19 protein-coding genes are annotated in these 16846 nt (G+C 73.2%); 9 read left to right on the top strand and 10 right to left on the bottom strand.

The window, feature by feature from the left end:
* Nucleotides 1-71 precede the first annotated feature (71 nt).
* Nucleotides 72-1427 (top strand): FAD-binding oxidoreductase, encoded by a 1356-nt coding sequence (locus tag BLU82_RS28760; RefSeq protein ID WP_092624325.1) that lies wholly within the window; start codon nucleotides 72-74, stop codon nucleotides 1425-1427.
* A gap of 13 nt (nucleotides 1428-1440) precedes the next feature.
* On the opposite strand, the gene BLU82_RS28755 is transcribed toward BLU82_RS28760, so the two are convergent.
* Both BLU82_RS28755 and BLU82_RS28750 read right to left on the bottom strand, forming a co-directional pair.
* Entirely contained in the window at nucleotides 1441-2193 is a 753-nt protein-coding gene (locus tag BLU82_RS28755; protein ID WP_092624324.1) for an ABC transporter permease, read from the bottom strand.
* Nucleotides 2190-3170 (bottom strand): ATP-binding cassette domain-containing protein, encoded by a 981-nt coding sequence (locus BLU82_RS28750; protein WP_092626431.1) that lies wholly within the window; start codon nucleotides 3168-3170, stop codon nucleotides 2190-2192. The genes BLU82_RS28755 and BLU82_RS28750 overlap by 4 nt, the downstream gene beginning before the upstream one ends.
* A gap of 74 nt (nucleotides 3171-3244) precedes the next feature.
* Between BLU82_RS28750 and BLU82_RS28745 the strand changes: the two genes are divergently transcribed.
* Entirely contained in the window at nucleotides 3245-4195 is a 951-nt protein-coding gene (locus BLU82_RS28745; RefSeq protein ID WP_172885723.1) for a YafY family protein, read from the top strand.
* A gap of 3 nt (nucleotides 4196-4198) precedes the next feature.
* Here the strand turns inward: BLU82_RS28745 and BLU82_RS28740 are convergent, their stop codons facing one another.
* Nucleotides 4199-4861 (bottom strand): O-methyltransferase, encoded by a 663-nt coding sequence (locus tag BLU82_RS28740; protein WP_092624322.1) that lies wholly within the window; start codon nucleotides 4859-4861, stop codon nucleotides 4199-4201.
* 115 nt (nucleotides 4862-4976) lie between these two features.
* Between BLU82_RS28740 and BLU82_RS28735 the strand changes: the two genes are divergently transcribed.
* Nucleotides 4977-5891: a DNA polymerase beta superfamily protein gene (locus BLU82_RS28735; RefSeq protein ID WP_157741325.1), complete on the top strand. Its 915-nt coding sequence runs from the start codon at nucleotides 4977-4979 to the stop codon at nucleotides 5889-5891.
* An 80-nt stretch (nucleotides 5892-5971) separates the two neighbouring features.
* On the top strand, nucleotides 5972-6127 hold the full coding sequence (locus BLU82_RS34860) for a DUF6131 family protein (protein ID WP_092624320.1): 156 nt from the start codon (nucleotides 5972-5974) through the stop codon (nucleotides 6125-6127).
* A 1-nt stretch (nucleotide 6128) separates the two neighbouring features.
* On the opposite strand, the gene BLU82_RS28725 is transcribed toward BLU82_RS34860, so the two are convergent.
* Complete coding sequence (locus BLU82_RS28725; protein WP_092624319.1) at nucleotides 6129-6617, bottom strand: GNAT family N-acetyltransferase; 489 nt, start codon at nucleotides 6615-6617, stop codon at nucleotides 6129-6131.
* A 59-nt stretch (nucleotides 6618-6676) separates the two neighbouring features.
* Here BLU82_RS28725 and BLU82_RS28720 point away from each other — a divergent pair, with 59 nt between their 5' ends.
* Nucleotides 6677-7168, top strand: coding sequence for a glutathione peroxidase (locus BLU82_RS28720; protein WP_092624318.1), 492 nt, complete (start codon nucleotides 6677-6679; stop codon nucleotides 7166-7168).
* Nucleotides 7169-7174: 6 nt separating this feature from the next.
* Here BLU82_RS28720 and BLU82_RS28715 read toward each other — a convergent pair whose 3' ends face one another.
* The gene (locus BLU82_RS28715) at nucleotides 7175-8125 is read right to left on the bottom strand and encodes a hypothetical protein (RefSeq protein ID WP_157741324.1); all 951 of its coding nucleotides are present in this window, start codon (nucleotides 8123-8125) and stop codon (nucleotides 7175-7177) included.
* 92 nt (nucleotides 8126-8217) lie between these two features.
* On the opposite strand from BLU82_RS28715, the gene BLU82_RS28710 reads away from it, so the two are divergent.
* Entirely contained in the window at nucleotides 8218-8769 is a 552-nt protein-coding gene (locus tag BLU82_RS28710; RefSeq protein WP_157741323.1) for a PH domain-containing protein, read from the top strand.
* A gap of 26 nt (nucleotides 8770-8795) precedes the next feature.
* Nucleotides 8796-9248, top strand: coding sequence for a peroxiredoxin (locus BLU82_RS28705; RefSeq protein ID WP_092624315.1), 453 nt, complete (start codon nucleotides 8796-8798; stop codon nucleotides 9246-9248).
* A 7-nt stretch (nucleotides 9249-9255) separates the two neighbouring features.
* Here the strand turns inward: BLU82_RS28705 and BLU82_RS28700 are convergent, their stop codons facing one another.
* Nucleotides 9256-10143 (bottom strand): ABC transporter substrate-binding protein, encoded by an 888-nt coding sequence (locus BLU82_RS28700; RefSeq protein ID WP_092624314.1) that lies wholly within the window; start codon nucleotides 10141-10143, stop codon nucleotides 9256-9258.
* A 40-nt stretch (nucleotides 10144-10183) separates the two neighbouring features.
* Between BLU82_RS28700 and BLU82_RS28695 the strand changes: the two genes are divergently transcribed.
* The gene (locus BLU82_RS28695; protein ID WP_157741322.1) at nucleotides 10184-11050 is read left to right on the top strand and encodes a hypothetical protein; all 867 of its coding nucleotides are present in this window, start codon (nucleotides 10184-10186) and stop codon (nucleotides 11048-11050) included.
* Nucleotides 11051-11060: 10 nt separating this feature from the next.
* Here the strand turns inward: BLU82_RS28695 and BLU82_RS28690 are convergent, their stop codons facing one another.
* From BLU82_RS28690 to BLU82_RS28680, 3 genes are all read right to left on the bottom strand, one after another.
* Entirely contained in the window at nucleotides 11061-11747 is a 687-nt protein-coding gene (locus tag BLU82_RS28690; protein WP_157741321.1) for a YceI family protein, read from the bottom strand.
* A 77-nt stretch (nucleotides 11748-11824) separates the two neighbouring features.
* Nucleotides 11825-12964 carry a winged helix DNA-binding domain-containing protein gene (locus tag BLU82_RS28685; RefSeq protein ID WP_092624311.1) on the bottom strand — a complete coding sequence of 380 codons (1140 nt, stop codon included), beginning with the start codon at nucleotides 12962-12964 and terminating at the stop codon, nucleotides 11825-11827.
* Between the two features lie 47 nt (nucleotides 12965-13011).
* Nucleotides 13012-15489 carry a phosphoketolase gene (locus BLU82_RS28680; protein ID WP_092624310.1) on the bottom strand — a complete coding sequence of 826 codons (2478 nt, stop codon included), beginning with the start codon at nucleotides 15487-15489 and terminating at the stop codon, nucleotides 13012-13014.
* A gap of 159 nt (nucleotides 15490-15648) precedes the next feature.
* Here BLU82_RS28680 and BLU82_RS28675 point away from each other — a divergent pair, with 159 nt between their 5' ends.
* Nucleotides 15649-15957, top strand: coding sequence for a hypothetical protein (locus BLU82_RS28675; protein WP_157741320.1), 309 nt, complete (start codon nucleotides 15649-15651; stop codon nucleotides 15955-15957).
* Between the two features lies 1 nt (nucleotide 15958).
* Here the strand turns inward: BLU82_RS28675 and BLU82_RS28670 are convergent, their stop codons facing one another.
* Entirely contained in the window at nucleotides 15959-16837 is an 879-nt protein-coding gene (locus BLU82_RS28670) for a proline dehydrogenase family protein (RefSeq protein WP_092624308.1), read from the bottom strand.
* Nucleotides 16838-16846 lie beyond the last annotated feature (9 nt).

Genomic DNA, 16846 nt, shown 5'->3' with positions numbered 1-16846 from the left:
TCACGGTCAGTGATCACTGTACGTGTCCCCTCGGCCTGGTCCGTGCGGCCGGGCTCGGGTGGGATCGGGACATGAACACGACACCGCGGCCGGCGGTCGCCGACCTCGCCCGCCGCATCGACGGGCCCGTGCTGCTGCCGGGCCAGGACCGGTACGACGACGAGCGGTCCGGCTTCAACCTCACGGTCGACCACCGTCCCGACGTGGTGGTGGGCGCGACCTCGGCGGACGACGTCGCCGCGGCGGTGCGCTTCGCCGCCGAGCGCGGCCTTCCGGTGGTCGCGCAGGCCACCGGTCACGGCGCCGTCGTCCCGCTGGACGGCGGGCTGCTGATCTCCACCCGGCGGCTGGACGGCGTGCACGTCGACCGGGACGCCCGCGTGGCGCGGATCGACGCCGGCGTGCGGTGGCACCAGGTCATCGAGCCGGCCGCGGACGCCGGGCTGGCGCCGTTGAACGGGTCGTCGCCGCTGGTCGGTGCCGTCTCCTACACGCTCGGCGGCGGGCTGCCGGTGCTCGGCCGGACGTTCGGCTGGGCCGCGGACCGGATCCGGCGGCTGGAGGTGGTCACCGCGGACGGCGCGCTGGTCGCCGTCGGTCCGGACGAGAACGCCGATCTGTTCTGGGCGTTGCGCGGTGGCAAGGGCGGCTTCGGCGTCGTGACGGCGCTGGAGATCGAGCTGGTGGCGCTGCCGCGGCTGTATGGCGGCGCGCTGGTCTTCGGCGCCGATCGGGCCGCCGACGTGGTGCACGCGTGGCGCGACTGGGTCACGCGGCTGCCTGACGAGCTGAACTCGTCGGTCGGGCTGGTGCGGCTGCCCGACATGCCCGGCGTGCCCGAGCCGTTGCGCGGCCGGCTCACGGTGCACGTGCGCGTCGCCTACGCCGGCCCCGCCGACGAGGGCGAGGAGCTGGTGCGGCCGCTGCGCGGCGCCGGACCCCGGATCCTCGACACCGTCGCGGCGCTGCCGCCGGCCGGCATCGCCGCCGTCTACAACGACCCGACCGAGCCGATCGGCTACGACGAGCGCTCGCTCATGCTCGGCTCGTTCGACGCGGCCGCGGCCGACGCCCTGCTGGCGGCGGCCGGGCCGGACGCGTCCGCCGACGGCCTGATCATGGTCGACGTCCGGCAACTGGGCGGTGCACTGGCTCGTCCGCCGCGGCACCCGCGCGCCCTCGACCACGACGACGCCGCGTTCAGCGTGGCCGCCGTCGGCGTGGGTCCGGCCGCCGGTGCCGCCGTGCTGGCCGCGTTGGCGCCCCGGGGCACCGGCCTGCGGTTCCTCAACTTCACCGGCGGCCCGGCCGCGGCCGGGCTGGCGCCCGAGGCGTTCCGGGCGCCGACCTTGGACCGGCTGGCCGCGATCAAGCGGGACCGCGACCCCGGCGGGGTGTTCCCCGCCCCGCACCTGACCGGGAGTTGACCTCGTCGGACGGTCAGGACGAGCGGCGCATCGCCCGGGTGCCCACCGCCAGGCCGAGGGCCGCGACCACGACCGAGGCGACGACGGCCGCGAGGACGGTCGACGCCGGGAACTCGCCGTTGAACAGGGCCCGTTCCGCGTCGACGACGTAGGTCAGCGGGTTCGCGCTGGACAGCGCCCGCAGCCAGCCGGGTCCGTCGTCGACCGGGAGCAGGATGCCGGCCAGCAGCAACAGCGGGAACAGCACCGTCTGCTGCACGGTCCAGAACAGCCACTCGGTGTTCTTCGACGCCAGCGCCAGGGTGTACGACAGCGCACCCAGCCCGACCGCCATGACGGCGAGGATGGCCACGCCGGTCAGGACGCCCAGGACGTGCAGGTCGAAGCCGAACGGCACGCAGACCAGCACGATGATCAGCGTCTGCACGATCATCGGGACGATCTCCTTCAACGCCCGCCCGACGATCAGCGCCGGCCGCCGCAGCGGCGTCACCAGCATGCGCTCGTGCGCGCCGGTCTGGATCTCGAACAGCAGGTTCGACCCGGTGAACGACGTGCTGAACAGGCACGACATCACCACGATGCCGGGCACGAACCACTGCAGCGCGGAGCCGCCCTCGACCTCGGGCAGCAGCGGCGCGAACAGCCCGAGGAACACCAGCGGCTGGATCATGCTGAACACGACGGAGAACGGGTCGCGCAGGACCGGCCGCAGCTCGCGGCTGAAGACGGTGACGGTGTCGGTGATCATGGTGGTGCCGCTCATGCCGCGACCTCCTCGGTCGACGTGGTGACGACGCCCTCGCGCAGGCTGCGCCCGGTGAGGTTGAGGAAGACGTCGTCGAGGGTGGGCCGGTTGACGGCGGTGGACTCGACGGCGATGCCGGCGGCGTCGAGGTCGCGGAGGATCCCCGGGACCAGCCGCGGCCCGCCGGCGACCCGCACCTCGACCGTCGCGCCACCGGCCGAGACGGTCGCGCCGGACAGCGACGACAGCCGCGCGGCCGCTCGTCCCGCGTCGCCGCCGGAGCCGAAGCCGAGCGTGATGAGGTCGCCCGCGTGCTCGGCCTTGAGCCGGGCCGGGGTGTCGTCGGCGATGACGGTGCCGTGGTCGATGACGATGACCCGCTCGGCCATCGCGTCGGCCTCGTCGAGGTAGTGCGTCGTCAGCACGATCGTCGTGCCGTGCTCGGCGCGCAGTTTCAGGATGTGCTCCTGCAGGTTGGCCCGGTTCTGCGGGTCCAGTCCGGTGGACGGCTCGTCCAGGAACAGCAGCCGGGGCGCGTGGATGAGGCCCATCGCGATGTCGAGCCGGCGCTTCTGCCCGCCGGACAGCGACGACACCGGCCGGTCCGCGACGGCGGCGAGGTCCAGCGACGCGACCAGCTCGTCCGCCCGCGCCTTCGCGTCGTGCACGCTCATGCCGTACGCCCGGCCCTGGCTGACCAGCTCGTCGCGGCCGCGCTGGGCGTGCGCGGCGCCGTTGCCCTGGCCGATGTAGCCGATGACCCGGCGCACCTCGCGCTGCCGCTCGACGACGTCGTAGCCGGCCACCGTCGCGGTGCCGGAGGTCGGCGGGATCAGCGTCGTGAGCATGCGCAGCGTCGTCGACTTGCCGGCGCCGTTCGGTCCGAGCAGGGCGACCAGCTCGCCCTCCGCGACGTGCAGGTCGAGCCCGCGCACGGCCTCGACGACGTCCTTCTTGACCGTGAAGTGCCTGGTCAGGCCCGTGGTCTGGATCATGGTGTCGGTCATGGGAACCACGCTAGAATCCATTCCGGCCACTTTCTGACCTCAATTGCGAGGACGCTGAAGACATGGCGAACACGAGTGCCCGGATGCTGCGGCTGCTGTCGCTGCTGCAGACGCATCGCTACTGGCCGGGGGAGGAGTTGGCCGGCAAGCTCGGCGTCAGCCCGCGCACGCTGCGCCGCGACGTCGACCGGCTGCGCGAGCTGGGCTACCCGGTCGACGCGGCGCGCGGCGTGGCCGGTGGTTATCAGCTGCAGGCCGGCGCCGCGCTGCCGCCGCTGCTGCTGGACGACGAGGAGGCGGTGGCCATCGCGGTCAGCCTGCGCACGGCCGCGGGCGGTGGTGTCGGCGGCATCGAGGAGACGTCGGTGCGGGCGCTGGCCAAGGTGGTGCAGGTGCTGCCGCCGCGGCTGCGCCGGCGGGTCGACGCACTGCACACGTACACCGTTCCGTCGTTCTCCGTAGGCGGGCCGCGGGTCGACTCCGACGCGCTCACTGTCATCGCGCAGGCCTGCCGCGACGACGAGCGGCTGCGGTTCCGGTACACGTCACGCGACGGCGCCGGGACCGGCCGGCTGGTCGAGCCATACCGGCTGGTGTCGCGCGGGCGCCGCTGGTACCTCGTCGCCTGGGACGTCGAGCGGCACGACTGGCGCACGTTCCGGGTCGACCGCCTGACCGAGCCGGTCGCGACCGGCGCCCGGTTCCGGCCGCGCGAGCTGCCGGCCGCCGACGCCGCGACGTTCGTACACGAGCGGCTGGCCGCGGTGCCGACCCGCTACCGCGTCGTCGTCGACGCCCGGGCGCCGGCGGGCGAGGTCGAGCGGCAGGTAGCGAACTGGGGGTCGGTCGAGCCGACCGGCCCGGCGTCCTGCCGGTTCACCATGAACGTCGACACGCTGGACTGGCCGGCCTTCATGCTCGGCGCCATCGACGCCGAGTTCGACGTCATCGAGCCGGCCGAGCTGCGCGGCTACCTGCGCGACCTGGGTGAGCGGTTCCTCCGCTCGGCGTGAGCGTCAGACGTCGGCGGTCACGACGGCGAGCAGGAAGCCGTCGTAGCCCTTGCCGCCGATGGTCTGGACGGCGGTCGCGGAGAGCCGCGGCTCGGTGGCGACGTACTCGAACAGCCGCCGCGTGCCGTCGACCGCGGCGTCGCCGGTGGTGGCGTCGATGACCCGCCCGCCGCGCACGACGTTGTCGACGACGATGACGGTGCCGCGTCGGGCCAGCCGCAGCGCCCAGCCGACGTAGTCGCGGTTGGACGGCTTGTCGGCGTCGATGAAGACGAGATCGAACGGCCCCTCCAGGTGCGGGAGGGTGTCGAGCGCCGGGCCGACCTTCACGTCGACACGGTCGAGCAGCCCGGCGCGGCGCAGGTTCGCCGTCGCCACCTCGGCGTGGGCGGGGTCGGCCTCGAGCGTGACCAGTCGGCCGTCGGCGGGCAGCGCCCGGGCCAGCCAGATGGTGCTGTAGCCGCCGAGCGTGCCGATCTCGAGCACCCGCCGCGCCCCCGCGATCAGCGTCAGCAGGTGCAGGAACTTGCCCTGGTTGGGTGCGACGTTGATGGCCGGCAGGCCGGCGGCGTCGCTGTCGCGCAGCGCGTCGTCGAGGACGGGGTCGGCGCCGAGCAGATGCTCGCCGATGTACCGGTCGACCGCGCTCCACTGCTGCTCGCTCATACCGCCAACCTACCGGCCATGGGAGTACCTGCTGATCAAAAATGATCCGGTCCAAACGGTTGAAACCCGATGGATCGCCGGACGGGCGGCCGCGTCGCGGGCGAGAATGGGCGGCATGTCTCGCCTGAGCGCCCCTGCGCGAGTCCCGGTCGGCACGCAGGTCGTCGTGCACGGCACCGCGGCCGACGCCGCCGTGCCGGGTATCGGTCGTGGCCTCGCCGGACGCGTCGTCCGTGAGGCCGGCGGCACGTACACCGTCGCGCTGGCCGACGGCCGGCTGGTCGAGGCCACGCCCGAGCAGCTCGGCACGCTCACCGATCCGCCGTCCGAGCTGCCCGAGCCGGTCCGCTCCGGCGGGTCCGACGACCTCGTCGTCGCGCGCACGCTGTACGCGGCCGCCGTCGGTCACGTGCCCGCCGATCCCGGCGCCGAGCTGACGGTGCGCGCCGTCTACCAGGCGCCCACGGCCGCGTTCTGGTCGCTGCGCAAGCCGCCCGAGCAGGTCGTCGGGCCGGGGGCGTCGTGGCTGTCGTGGGAGGTCGAGCAGTTCTGCCGGCTGGCCCTCGACGCCGACCCGGTGTGCCTGGAGCTGCTGTGGTCGCCGCGGCGGGTGTGGGTCAGCGACCTCGGCCGCGAGCTGCTCGACCTGCGGCCGGCGTTCCTGTCGCAGACCATCTCCGCCGCCTACGCCGACCACGTGCTGGCCGGCTTCACCCGGCTGGCCGGCGACGACGATCCGGACGCCGAGCAGGCGGCCGCCGCGGCCGACCTGCTGCGGCTGCTGGTCGACGGGCAGGCGCTGCTGCGCACCGGCGACGTCGGCGTCCCGTCCGACGAGCACCTCGACCGGCTGGCCGCCGTCCGCTCCGGCGCACTGCCGTGGGACCAGGCCGACGCCTACCGCGTCGAGTTGCAGCAGCAGCTGGACGAAGCCGCCGCCGCGTCGCACCTGTCGCCCGGCCCCGACACCGGCCGGGTCGATGCTTGGCTCAGCGACCTGCGCCGACGTGACCTGGAGGCGACCCCGTAGCGGCCTGGCCCCGATTGGACGGCGATCCGCCGGGTAAGTGGCGATGTGTCGTGAATGTCCGATAGGACCAAGGAGCTGGGATGATCATCCTGGGTGTTGTTCTGCTGCTGCTCGGCCTGCTCGCCGGCGTGGGCATCCTGACGACCATCGGCGTCATCCTGCTGATCGTCGGCGCGGTGCTGTACGTCGCGGGAGCCGCCGGCCGTCCGCTGGCCGGGCGCCGGCACTACTGGTAGATCACAGCCGCTTGTGCATGATGTGCAGCCCGACGTAGCCGTGCACGGGATGCCGGAAGCCCTCCGGTAGCGTCCCGATGACCTCGAACCCGAGCGAGCGCCACAGTGCGACCGCTCGGGTGTTGGTCTCGACCACCGCGTTGAACTGCATCGCGCGGTACCCGGCGTCGCGGGCCCACTCGATGACGTGCTCGCCCAGCGCCCGCCCGACGCCCTTCCCGGAGTGCTCCGGCGCGACGATGAAGCTGGCGCTGGCGACGTGCGACGCGGGGCCCAGGTGGTTGCGGTTCATCTTCGCCGAGCCGAGCACTGTCCCCTCCTCGTCGACGGCGACGACGGTGCGGTCGGGCGGCTCCAGCAGCCAGATCCGCCGTCCCCGCTCCGGGTCGAGGTCGCGCGGCAGCGTGTAGGTCTCGCCCGCCGCCACGATGCCCTGCAGGATCGGCCAGATGGCAGGCCAGTCGTCGACCCGGGCGTCCCTGATCTCCATGTCGTGAGCCTAGGGTGTTCATCGGAGGGGAAGACGACCGCCAGGCGTGAGGAGCCCGCGTGACCAGCCTGTACGACATTCCGCTGCACACCATCGACGGCGCCGATGCCTCGCTCGCCGACCACCGCGGGAGCCTCCTGCTGCTGGTCAACGTCGCGTCGAAGTGCGGCCTGACTCCGCAGTACGAGGGTCTCGAGCGGCTGCAGGAGCGCTACGCCGAGCGTGGCTTCACAGTGCTCGGCTTCCCGTGCAACCAGTTCGGCGGCCAGGAGCCCGGCACCGCCGACGAGATCCAGGAGTTCTGCTCCACCACCTACGGCGTGACGTTCCCGCTGTACGAGAAGGCCGACGTCAACGGGCCGGGACAGCAGCCGCTGTACGCCGCGCTGACCCAGGTCGCCGACGCCACTGGCGAGGCCGGCGACGTCCAGTGGAACTTCGAGAAGTTCCTCGTCTCCGCCGATGGCGACGTGCTCGGCCGGTTCCGCCCGCGGGTCGAGCCCGAGTCCGACGAGCTCGTCACGGCCATCGAGGCGCATCTGCCCCGCTGACTCGAGCTAATGCCCCGCCCCGGGTGGGGCGACCCGGGGCGCGAGGTCGAGCAGCTTCGGGGCGAACGCGGCGGCCAGCCCGACCAGACGGTCGCGGTCGGCCTCGGTGTCGTGCGGACGATGCCGGACGTACATGCCGACCTGCTGGACGCCCATCCAGCAGTAGACGCCCCCGCTGGGCAGGTACACGCCGTTGTCGTGCAGGCCGCCGAGATCGATCGTCTCGGCGCCCGGCCGTTCGGCCGCCCAAATGCGGCCCACCTCGTCGCCGTAGCCGCGGATCGTCGCGGACACGACGTCGCGGCCGGCCGCCCACTCGCAGCGCAGCTCGTCGACCGTCTGACGGTCGCGCCGCTCCTCCGCCGGCGCGCCCAGCAGGGCCTCGGCCTGAGCGGTGACGACGTCGCAGGCGGGCTCGGTGCCCACCTCGGGCGCCGGCGCCAGCTCCGGCAGCCGCGGCAGCACCAGCTGGGCCAGCCTGATGGCGTTGTCGTCGCCGCCGCCCTGGATGCGCAGTACCTTGCCGTCGTCGTAGACCTGCAGGTAGCCGGCGCCCACGAAATGCGCGGCCTCGCCCAGGCCGGAGACCGGCGTGCTGGCGCCCCGGCCGTCGGCGACGTACCGGTCCAGCAGTTCCTGATGGTCGGCGGGCGTGACGGGGTCGATGGAGACCTGCAGCTGGAACGGGATCAGCGAGCTGGTGGTGGTGCCGTGGTCGACGGTGATCTGGCAGCTGTCGAACGACGGGTCGCCGACCGGGCCCGCATAGTCCGTCAGGCTGATGCGCATGCCGGCGTAGATCGAGCGCACCTCGTCGGGGTCGAGCAGGTCGCAGACGCGGGTGGCGGTGGGCACCGCGCCGGTCTTCGTGCCGGACGGGCCGTCGGCGGTGCCGGCCGAGCCACCACAGCCGGTGAGCAGCACGAGGAGGAATGCCGCACTCGCCCAGAGCCGCACTCGTACCACCGTCCTGTATCGCCGACGCACATAGAGGATGACGCATCGGTCGGTCAGAACGGTTGCACCAGGTCATGTGCCATGATCGACCCGTGACGAACCCCGTGGTGCTCCGGCACGCGCTCGGCCGCGCGGTGGCCGTCGCCGGCTGGGCCGCCGCGCTCGGCTGGCTGGTGGCGGCGCGGCCCGCGGGCGGTTCGGGGGTGCTGTTCGCGGCGGCGGCGAGCGGGCTGCTCTGGGCGGTCTGCTGGCGACCGGCCGTGGTCATCGACGACGCCGCGGTCACCGTCCGCAACCCGCTGCGGAACGTGCGCATCGGCTGGTCCGCGCTCGACGACGCGAGCTTCGGCTGGTCGCTGCGGCTGCGCGCCGGCCACGTCGTCTGCCGGGCCGCCGCGGCGCCGGGTCCGGCGTCCATGTCCGCGCTCTACGACCGCCACGTCACGCCCGGCGGTGTGCTCGAGCGCGACGCCGTCGCCCTGGCCGGGCGGCGTCCCGCGCCGGCCCTGCTGGCGGTGCGGCAGCGCTGGGAGGCGCGCCGCTTCGGCACGTCCGGCGACGTGGCGGCGGCGCCGGCGGTCGCGAGCATCGTCGTGCTCGCGGCGTCGGCCGTCCTGCTGATCGCGGCGGCGCTCACGAGCTGATCGCCCCGCGGTGGCAGGATGACGGCATGGATGCCGGTGACCCCGTCCACGACTTCGTTCTCCCCGACCAGTCCGGCACGCCGCGCCGGCTCAGCGAGCTGCTGGCCGCCGGTCCCGTGGTGCTGTTCTTCTATCCGGCCGCGATGAGCCGCGGCTGCACGGCCGAGGCCTGCCACTTCCGCGACCTCGCCGCCGAGTTCGCCGCCGCCGGCGCCCAGCCGGTCGGCATCAGCGCCGACACCGTCGAGAAGCAGCAGGCCTTCGACACCGGCAACGACCTCGGGTTCCCGCTGCTCAGCGATCCCGAGCGCACCGTCGCCGCCCAGTTCGGCGTCAAGCGGCGGCTGGGCGCCCTTCCGGTGAAGCGGCAGACGTTCGTCATCGGCGCCGACGCCCGCGTGCTGGGCGTCATCCGCAGCGAGCTGGCCATGGAGAAGCACGCCGACCAAGCACTGGACCTCCTGCGCGCCGCCGCCTGACCCCGCGTCAGGCGATGCGGCGGGCCAGCGCCGGGTCCGGCTCGCCCACGGCGCCGGGGTGCAGGATCGCCGCCAGCGCCTCGACGCCGTCGACGAGACGGGGTCCGGGGCGGGCGAACGAGGCGTTCGCGTCGACCGCCCAGACCGGGCCGCCGGGCAGCCCGCCCGCCGCGACCAGCTCGGCGGCCAGCCGCGCGGACTCGTCCAGGCCGTAGCCGCACGGCGCGCACACGACGACGTCGGCCTGGCAGCCGGCGACGTCGTCGGGCGTGATGCGGTACGAGCGCGCTCCGGACGTGCCGAGCACCGGGCGGCCGCCCGCCGCCGTCACCATGTCGGGGACCCAGTGGCCCGGCGCGAACGGCGGATCGGTCCACTCCAGGACCAGGACGGGCACGGGCGGCAGGTCCGCGACCTTCGACCGGACGACGTCGAGCCGCCCGGCCAGCTCGCGGACCAGCTCGTCGGCCCGCGCCCGCGCGCCGGCCGCGGCGCCGATGCGCCGGACCGACTCGAGCACCTCGCCGAGGTCCTGCGGATCGATGGTGAGCACGTCGGCGGTGCAACGCAGGTGCGCCAGGGCGTCGCGGACCTCGGTGACGTCGACGGCGCACACCGCGCACAGGTCCTGGGTGACGACGAGGTCGGCGTCGAGCCCGGCCAGCGCGCCCTCGTCCAGGTGGTAGAGGTCCTCGCCCGCGGCCATGCGCTGCGCGACCAGCCGGTCGATCTCGGCCGGGCCGATGCCCTCGGGCAGGGTGCTGGTCGAGACGATGCGTCTGGACCGGGCCTCGGGCGGGTAGTCGCACTCGAACGTCACGCCCACGACGTCGTCGCCGGCGCCGAGCGCGAACAGGATCTCCGTCGTGGACGGCAGCAAGGACACGATGCGCACCCCTTCACGGTAGCCGGGCGGTTGTGCCAGGCTGCGGGCCATGAATCGAACGCGACCTGTGCGCGCCCTCGCGGTGGTGGCCTCGGCGCTGCTGCTCACCGGGTGTTTCAAGATCGATATGCAGCTCGACGTGTCCTCCGACGACACCGTCGACGGCGAGATGGTGTTCGCCGTGAGCCGCGATGTGTCCGCCATGGCCGAGTCGATGGGCGAAGACCCCGATGACCTGCTCAGCGGCGAGATCGACGACCTCCCCGAGGGCACCCGGGCCGAAGAGTACGAGGACGACGACTTCGTCGGCCAGCGCTACGTCTTCGACGACGTCCCGCTGTCGGAGTTCGACCAGAACGGGACGTTCAGCATCACCCACGAGGGCGACGAGATCGTCGTCGGCGGCAACCTCGACCTCACCGACATGGACCCCGAGGCCATGGCGGAGGAGTTCGACGGCGAGGAGATGCCGTTCGGCGACCTGAGCGGGATGATGGACTCGATGGACCTGCGGGTCGCCATCACCTTCCCGGGCGAGGTCACCGAGCACAACGGCGAGCTCGACGGCACCACCGTCACGTGGACCCCGGTCGCGGGCGAGACCAACGAGATCAACGCCCGGTCCGCCGACTCCGGTGGCGGCGGTGGCGGCGACGGCATCCCGGTGTGGATCTGGATCGTCGTCGTGGCCGTGGTGCTGGGCCTCGCCGGGCTGCTGTTCTTCCTGTCCCGCAACCGCAACCAGGCCCCGCCCGCCGAGGAGGCGACGGTGGGCGCGGTCCCGCCACCGCCGCCGGGTCCCGCCGCGGACACCGCGCCGGTGCAGCCCACCACGCCGCTCCCGACCACGCCGCCCCCGCCGGAGGCCGAGCCGGGCGAGGGCGACCAGCCGGAGCCGCCGGCGCCGCCGCGCTGACGGCGTCGCGTCAGCCGCGGCTGAGCGTCAACAGGAACTCGACTGTCCCGTGGTCCTCGACCTTGACGAAGCCGAGGTCGGGCGGGCTGACGTCGAAGTCGGAGAACTGGATCTCGCCGGAGCCCGCCACCTGGACGCCGTCGCCGGAGCGCTGCACGTCCAGCTGGATCTCGATCGACTGAGTGACGTCGCGCACGGTGAGGTCGCCGGTCGCGGTGACGCTGATCGGGCCGCCGGAGTCGAGGCCCGTCAACGGTACCGGCGACGTCAGCGTGAACGTCGACGCCGGGAACTGGTCGGTCTGCATGATCGGGCCGCGGAACTGGCCGTCGCGGCTGCCGCTGTCGGTCGTCACCGTGGTCATGTCGACGGTGACCTCGCCCTCCGTCGCCTCGTCGCCGGCCACCGTGATCTGGCCGGTGACGTCGCTGGTGCGGCCGACGACGGTGTTGTCCTGGCCGTTGAGCACCTCGTCGACCCGGTAGCCGGCCTCGGACCCGCCGGCCACCGTCCACGTGCCGTCGAGTCCGGCGTCGCCACCGGTGGCGGGCGGCGGGGACGTCTCCAGCGTCAGCGGCTCGGGTGCGTCTCCGCTGATGACGTTGACATAGAGGTAGGTGCCGCCGATGACGAGCAGCACGAGGGCCGCCAGCGAGCCGACGCCGATGACCACGCGGCGGCGGGTGAGCAGAGACATCCGGTCGACCTCCATGCAGTGCGGGTACTGCTTGTAGTACGAGGAACTCGGCGGCCGGGATGGTGGTTCCGGTCACATCAGCGGGGGAGGACCCGGACCTCCGCCGCCGGCAGCCCGGCCCACCACCGGTCGTAGCGGCGGTACACGGTGGGATCGCGCTCGGCGAGCAGTGCCGACAGCGCCGCCGCCTCCTTCGCCAGCCCGTCCCACTCGGCGCCGGTGAGCGGCCGGAACGCCGTGGCCTCGACGCCGTCGTCGACCGGCCGCCACACGCCCGCGACGAAGCCGTCGACCAGCAGCGTGGGCAGGGTGTCGCCGTTGCTGCGGGTGATCAGCTTGCGGTACTCGGGCGGGATGACGCGGCCGCGGTCGGCGTGCACGAGCAACACGCTGTCCCACATGGCCAGCAGCCGCGGCGGCGCCGGGACGTCCTCGTCCGGCCGCGGCGCGCCGGGCAGGTCGTAGAACACCGAGCCGTCCGCGCCCTCGAACCGCGACAGCTCATCGGCGACGGCGTCGACGGCGGCCCGGGCCTGCGGCCGGCGCAGCATGCCGAACTGGGCGAAGTCGGGCATGGACACCGGGCCGAACGCGGCGACGTAGCGGCGGAACAGCTCGGCCAGTGCGGCCGCGGCGGTGTCGTCGTCGGCGATGGCCGGCGGGTCGGCGGCCGCGACGTAGGCCGGGCGGACGCCGAACGACCACGGCGGGCCGGTGGGCGCGTGCTGGACCGGTCCGAACTGCCGCAACGCCCACCACAGCCCCTTCATCGGCGCCCCGTGCCGCTCGGTGAGCCACGCCTCGCACTCCGGCCCGCTGCGCGGCGTGGCGAGGAACGCCAGCAGCTCGGGGATGGCGGCCTCGGCGTCGGCGTGGCTCAGCCCGGTGACCCGGAACCGCGGGTCGTTGAGCCGGGCAGCCCGCAGCGTCGGCTGCATGGCCTGCTGCCAGCACGGATAGTCGGCGGCGGGCACGGCGTGCAGCGTGACGCGCATGAGCGTCGCCTTCACCAGGGCCCGCTCGGCGAACGCGGCGTCGAGGTCGGCGGGGTCGAAGCCGTCGAGACGGTTCCAGAGCGCCACGTACGGCGACGCCGGGTGCTGCGCCTGCAACGCGACCAGCCGCCCGGCGGCGTCGACGACGTCGAGCGACGCGCGTTCCAGCAGCAGCTGCCGGGCCAGCGTGGCGCGGTTGAGCGCCCGGACGGTCATCGCCATGGCGGCATTCTGCCCCGGCCCACCGACAGACTGGCTGCGTCGCGCCGTCAGCCGTCCGTGCGTTTGCCCTGCACCGGACCGGGGGCCGCCTCGAAGTCTGCGGCGGTGTCCTCGCCCGTGCGCGCCGGCAGCCCGCGGGCGCGCGCGTCGGGCCAGGCCCACTCGGCCACCTCCGGGATGTCGGTGCCGTGCTCGCGGGTGTACTGCCGGGCCCGCAGCCGGGCGTCGACCATCTGCTGGCGGAGCACCGCGTGCTCGGCGGCCAGCCCCGGTACGCGGTCGATGACGTCCATGACCAGGTGGTAGCGGTCGAGGTCGTTGAGCATCACCATGTCGAACGGCGTGGTGGTGGTGCCCTCCTCCTTGTAGCCGCGGACGTGGATGTTGTCGTGGTTGGTGCGCCGGTAGGTCAGCCGGTGGATCAGCCACGGGTAGCCGTGATACGCGAACACGACCTGCTTGTCGGTGGTGAACAGCGCGTCGAACTCGCGGTCGCTGAGGCCGTGCGGGTGCTCGCGCTCGTCCTGCAGCCGCATGAGGTCGACGACGTTGATGACCCGCACCCGCAGCTGCGGCAGGTGCCGGCGCATGAGGTCGACGGCGGCCAGCGTCTCGATGGTGGGGACGTCGCCGGCGCAGGCCAGGACGACGTCGGGCTCGCCCTCGCCGCCGTCGGTACTGGCCCACTCCCAGATGCCGATGCCGCGCGTGCAGTGGGCGACCGCTTCGTCCATGGTCAGCCACTGCGGGCCGGGCTGCTTGCCGGCGACGACGACGTTGACGTAGTCGCGGCTGCGCAGGCAGTGGTCGTACGTCGACAGCAGCGTGTTCGCGTCCGGCGGCAGGTACACCCGGATGACGTCGGCCTTCTTGTTCACCACGTGGTCGATGAAGCCGGGGTCCTGGTGCGAGAAGCCGTTGTGGTCCTGCCGCCACACGTGCGACGACAGCAGGTAGTTCAACGAGGGGATGGGTGCCCGCCACGGGATCTCGCGGGTCACCTTCAGCCACTTCGCGTGCTGGTTGAACATCGCGTCGATGATGTGGATGAACGCCTCGTAGCAGTTGAACAGCCCGTGCCGGCCGGTCAGCAGGTAGCCCTCGAGCCAGCCCTGGCACTGGTGCTCGGACAGCATCTCCAGCACTCGGCCGTCGGGCGACAGCGAGTCGTCCGTCGGCAGCGTCTCGCCCAGCCAGCGCTTACCGGCCACGTCGACCGCCGCCGAGAGCCGGTTCGACGCCGTCTCGTCCGGCCCCATGATGAGGAAGTTCGAGGGATTCTCCCGGACGACGCCGGCCAGCCACTCGCCCAGCACCCGGGTCGGCTCGGCGACGGCACCGCCCGGCACCGGCACGTCGACGCCGTGGTCGCGGAAGTCGGGCAGCCGCAGGTCGCGCGTCAGCACGCCGCCGTTGGCGTGCGGGTTCGCGCTCATGCGCCGCGGCCCGGACGGCGACAGCTCGCGCAGGTCGGCGCGGAGCCGGCCGTCCTCGTCGAACAGCTCCTCGGGCCGGTACGAGCGCATCCACTGCTCCAGCAGCCGGGTGTACTCCTCGTTGCCGCGGACGGCGCTCATCGGCACCTGGTGCGCCCGGTAGGTGTTCTCGACGAGGTGGCCGTCGACCTCGCGCGGGCCGGTCCAGCCCTTCGGCGTCTTGAACACGATCATCGGCCAGTCCGGCCGCCGCAGGTCGCCGGCGCGCGCGCCGGCCTGGATCGTGGCGATCCGCTCCAGCACCTCGTCCAGCAGGACGGCGAAGCGGCGGTGGATCGACAGGTGGTCCTCGTCGTCGAAGCCCGCCTCGAACCAGTACGGCGCGTGGCCGTACCCCATCATCAGCGACTCGAGCTCGCGCCGCGGGATGCGGGCCAGCACCGTCGGGTTGGCGATCTTGTAGCCGTTGAGGTGCAGGATCGGCAGCACCGCGCCGTCGGTCGCCGGGTTGAGGAACTTGTTGCTGTGCCAGGCCGTGGCCAGCGGGCCGGTCTCGGCCTCGCCGTCGCCGATGCAGGCCGCCACCGTCAGCCCGGGGTTGTCGAACGCGGCGCCGTAGGCGTGCGACAGCACGTAGCCCAGCTCGCCGCCCTCATGGATCGAGCCGGGCGTCTCGGGCGCGACGTGGCTGGGGATGCCGCCGGGGAAGGAGAACTGGCGGAACAGCTCGCGCAGGCCCTCGGCGTCGTCGCCGACGTTGGAGTAGACCTCGCTGTAGGTGCCGTCGAGCCACGCCGCCGACACCAGCGACGGGCCGCCGTGGCCGGGCCCGGACAGGTAGATCATGTCGAGGTCGCGCTGCACGATCGCGCGGTTGAGGTGCGCGTACAGGAAGTTCTGGCCGGGCGAGGTGCCCCAGTGGCCGAGCAGCCGCGGCTTCACGTGCTCGGCGCGCAGCGGCTCGCGCAGCAACGGGTTGTCCAGCAGGTAGATCTGCCCGACGGAGAGGTAGTTGGCCGCCCGCCACCACGCGTCGATGCGGGTGAGCAGGGCGTCGTCGATGGTCCGGGTGCTGGCCTCGTCGAGCATCGGCGCCGCTCCTTCGGTGGGTCCGCTCGTCAAGCACCAGCATGTACCCGGCGGGCGCGGTCTCATACCCGTTTCTCAGGACGGTCTCCGGATGTTCTCAGGTTCGCCCGGAAGTATGTCGAGCACGAACCCACGCGAACCCCACAGATGGAGACGGCCATGTACGCGATCCCGACGGCGGCACACATCCTCGGCGTCACCCCGGCGGCGCTGGAGACCGCGCTCGAACGAGGCGAGACGATCAGCAGCCTGGCCATCGCCTGTGGCCAGGACCCGGAGCGCATGACCGAGGCGATCGTCGAGGCCGAGACCGCCGACGTCGTCGCGCTGGCCGGCATCGCCGGCTTCGGCCGCGACGCCGTCGCCGAGTTCGTCCGCGAACTGCGCGACTACCTCGTCGCGTTCGTGCGCGACGGTGAGCAGGTGGCGGACCGGCTGTTCGAGACCCGCACCCTGCAGCCGGTGTGAGTCAGGCGCCCTGCGCCTCGGCCACCCGGCGCATCCAGTAGCGGAACCAGCTGTCGCCGTACGGCGCGTAGACGCGGACGGGGACGCCGCGAGCGGCCAGCTCGCGGGCGTCGTCCTCGCGGACGCCCAGCAGCAGCTCGACCCCGGCGCCGGGGATCGCCTCCAGCAGCGCCTCGCGCAGCACCCGGTCGTGCGTCGCGAGGACCGGCACGGAACCGCCCGCGTGCACCTGGTGGGCCAGCCGCACGTACGCGACGCCGGTCGGCTCGCCCCACGGATACGCGACCTCGTCGTTCTCCAGGTACGCCCCCTTCGTCAGCCGGATCGGCACGCCGGCGGCGAGCAGACGATCGACGTCGCCGGGACTGCGGCGCAGATTCGCCTGAACGGTCGCCAGGACCGGCGCGCCCGCCTCGGCCAAAGCCACGGTGAGGTCCATGATGTGCGGCGTGCGGTGGCTCTCCTCGGCGCTGATCTCCAGCCGCGAGCCGGCCGGCAGGACGTCCAGCACCTGCTCCACGTGCCGGCGGCAGACGTCCAGCCCGAGATCCAGCCCCAGGTGCGACGGCACGATCTCCAGGTACACGTCGCCGCCCACGTCGGCCAGCGCCGCGGCCGCCGCACGGTAGCCGCGCACGGTGGCCGCCAGCGCCTCCTCGTCGGCGGCGCCCTCGCCGAACAGGTCGAGGCTCACCCCCAGACCGTCGGCGGTCAGCCGGCGCACGGTCTCCAGCGCCTCGTCCAGCGTCGTCCCGGCGACGTAGCGGCGGGCGGCGTTGTAGGCGAGATCCTGGGCCGGCGGGTTCGCGCGGACCACCGACTCGACCTCGGTGCTCGTAGCGAGGGCGTACAGCGCGCGGCGGGCGAGCGAGGCGATCATGTCGTCGAC

Origin of the sequence: Jiangella sp. DSM 45060 (genome assembly GCF_900105175.1) — a bacterium.
GTDB lineage: Bacteria > Actinomycetota > Actinomycetes > Jiangellales > Jiangellaceae > Jiangella.
Note: the sequence above shows the minus strand (reverse complement) of the source record. Positions and strands in the feature narration are given on the sequence as shown.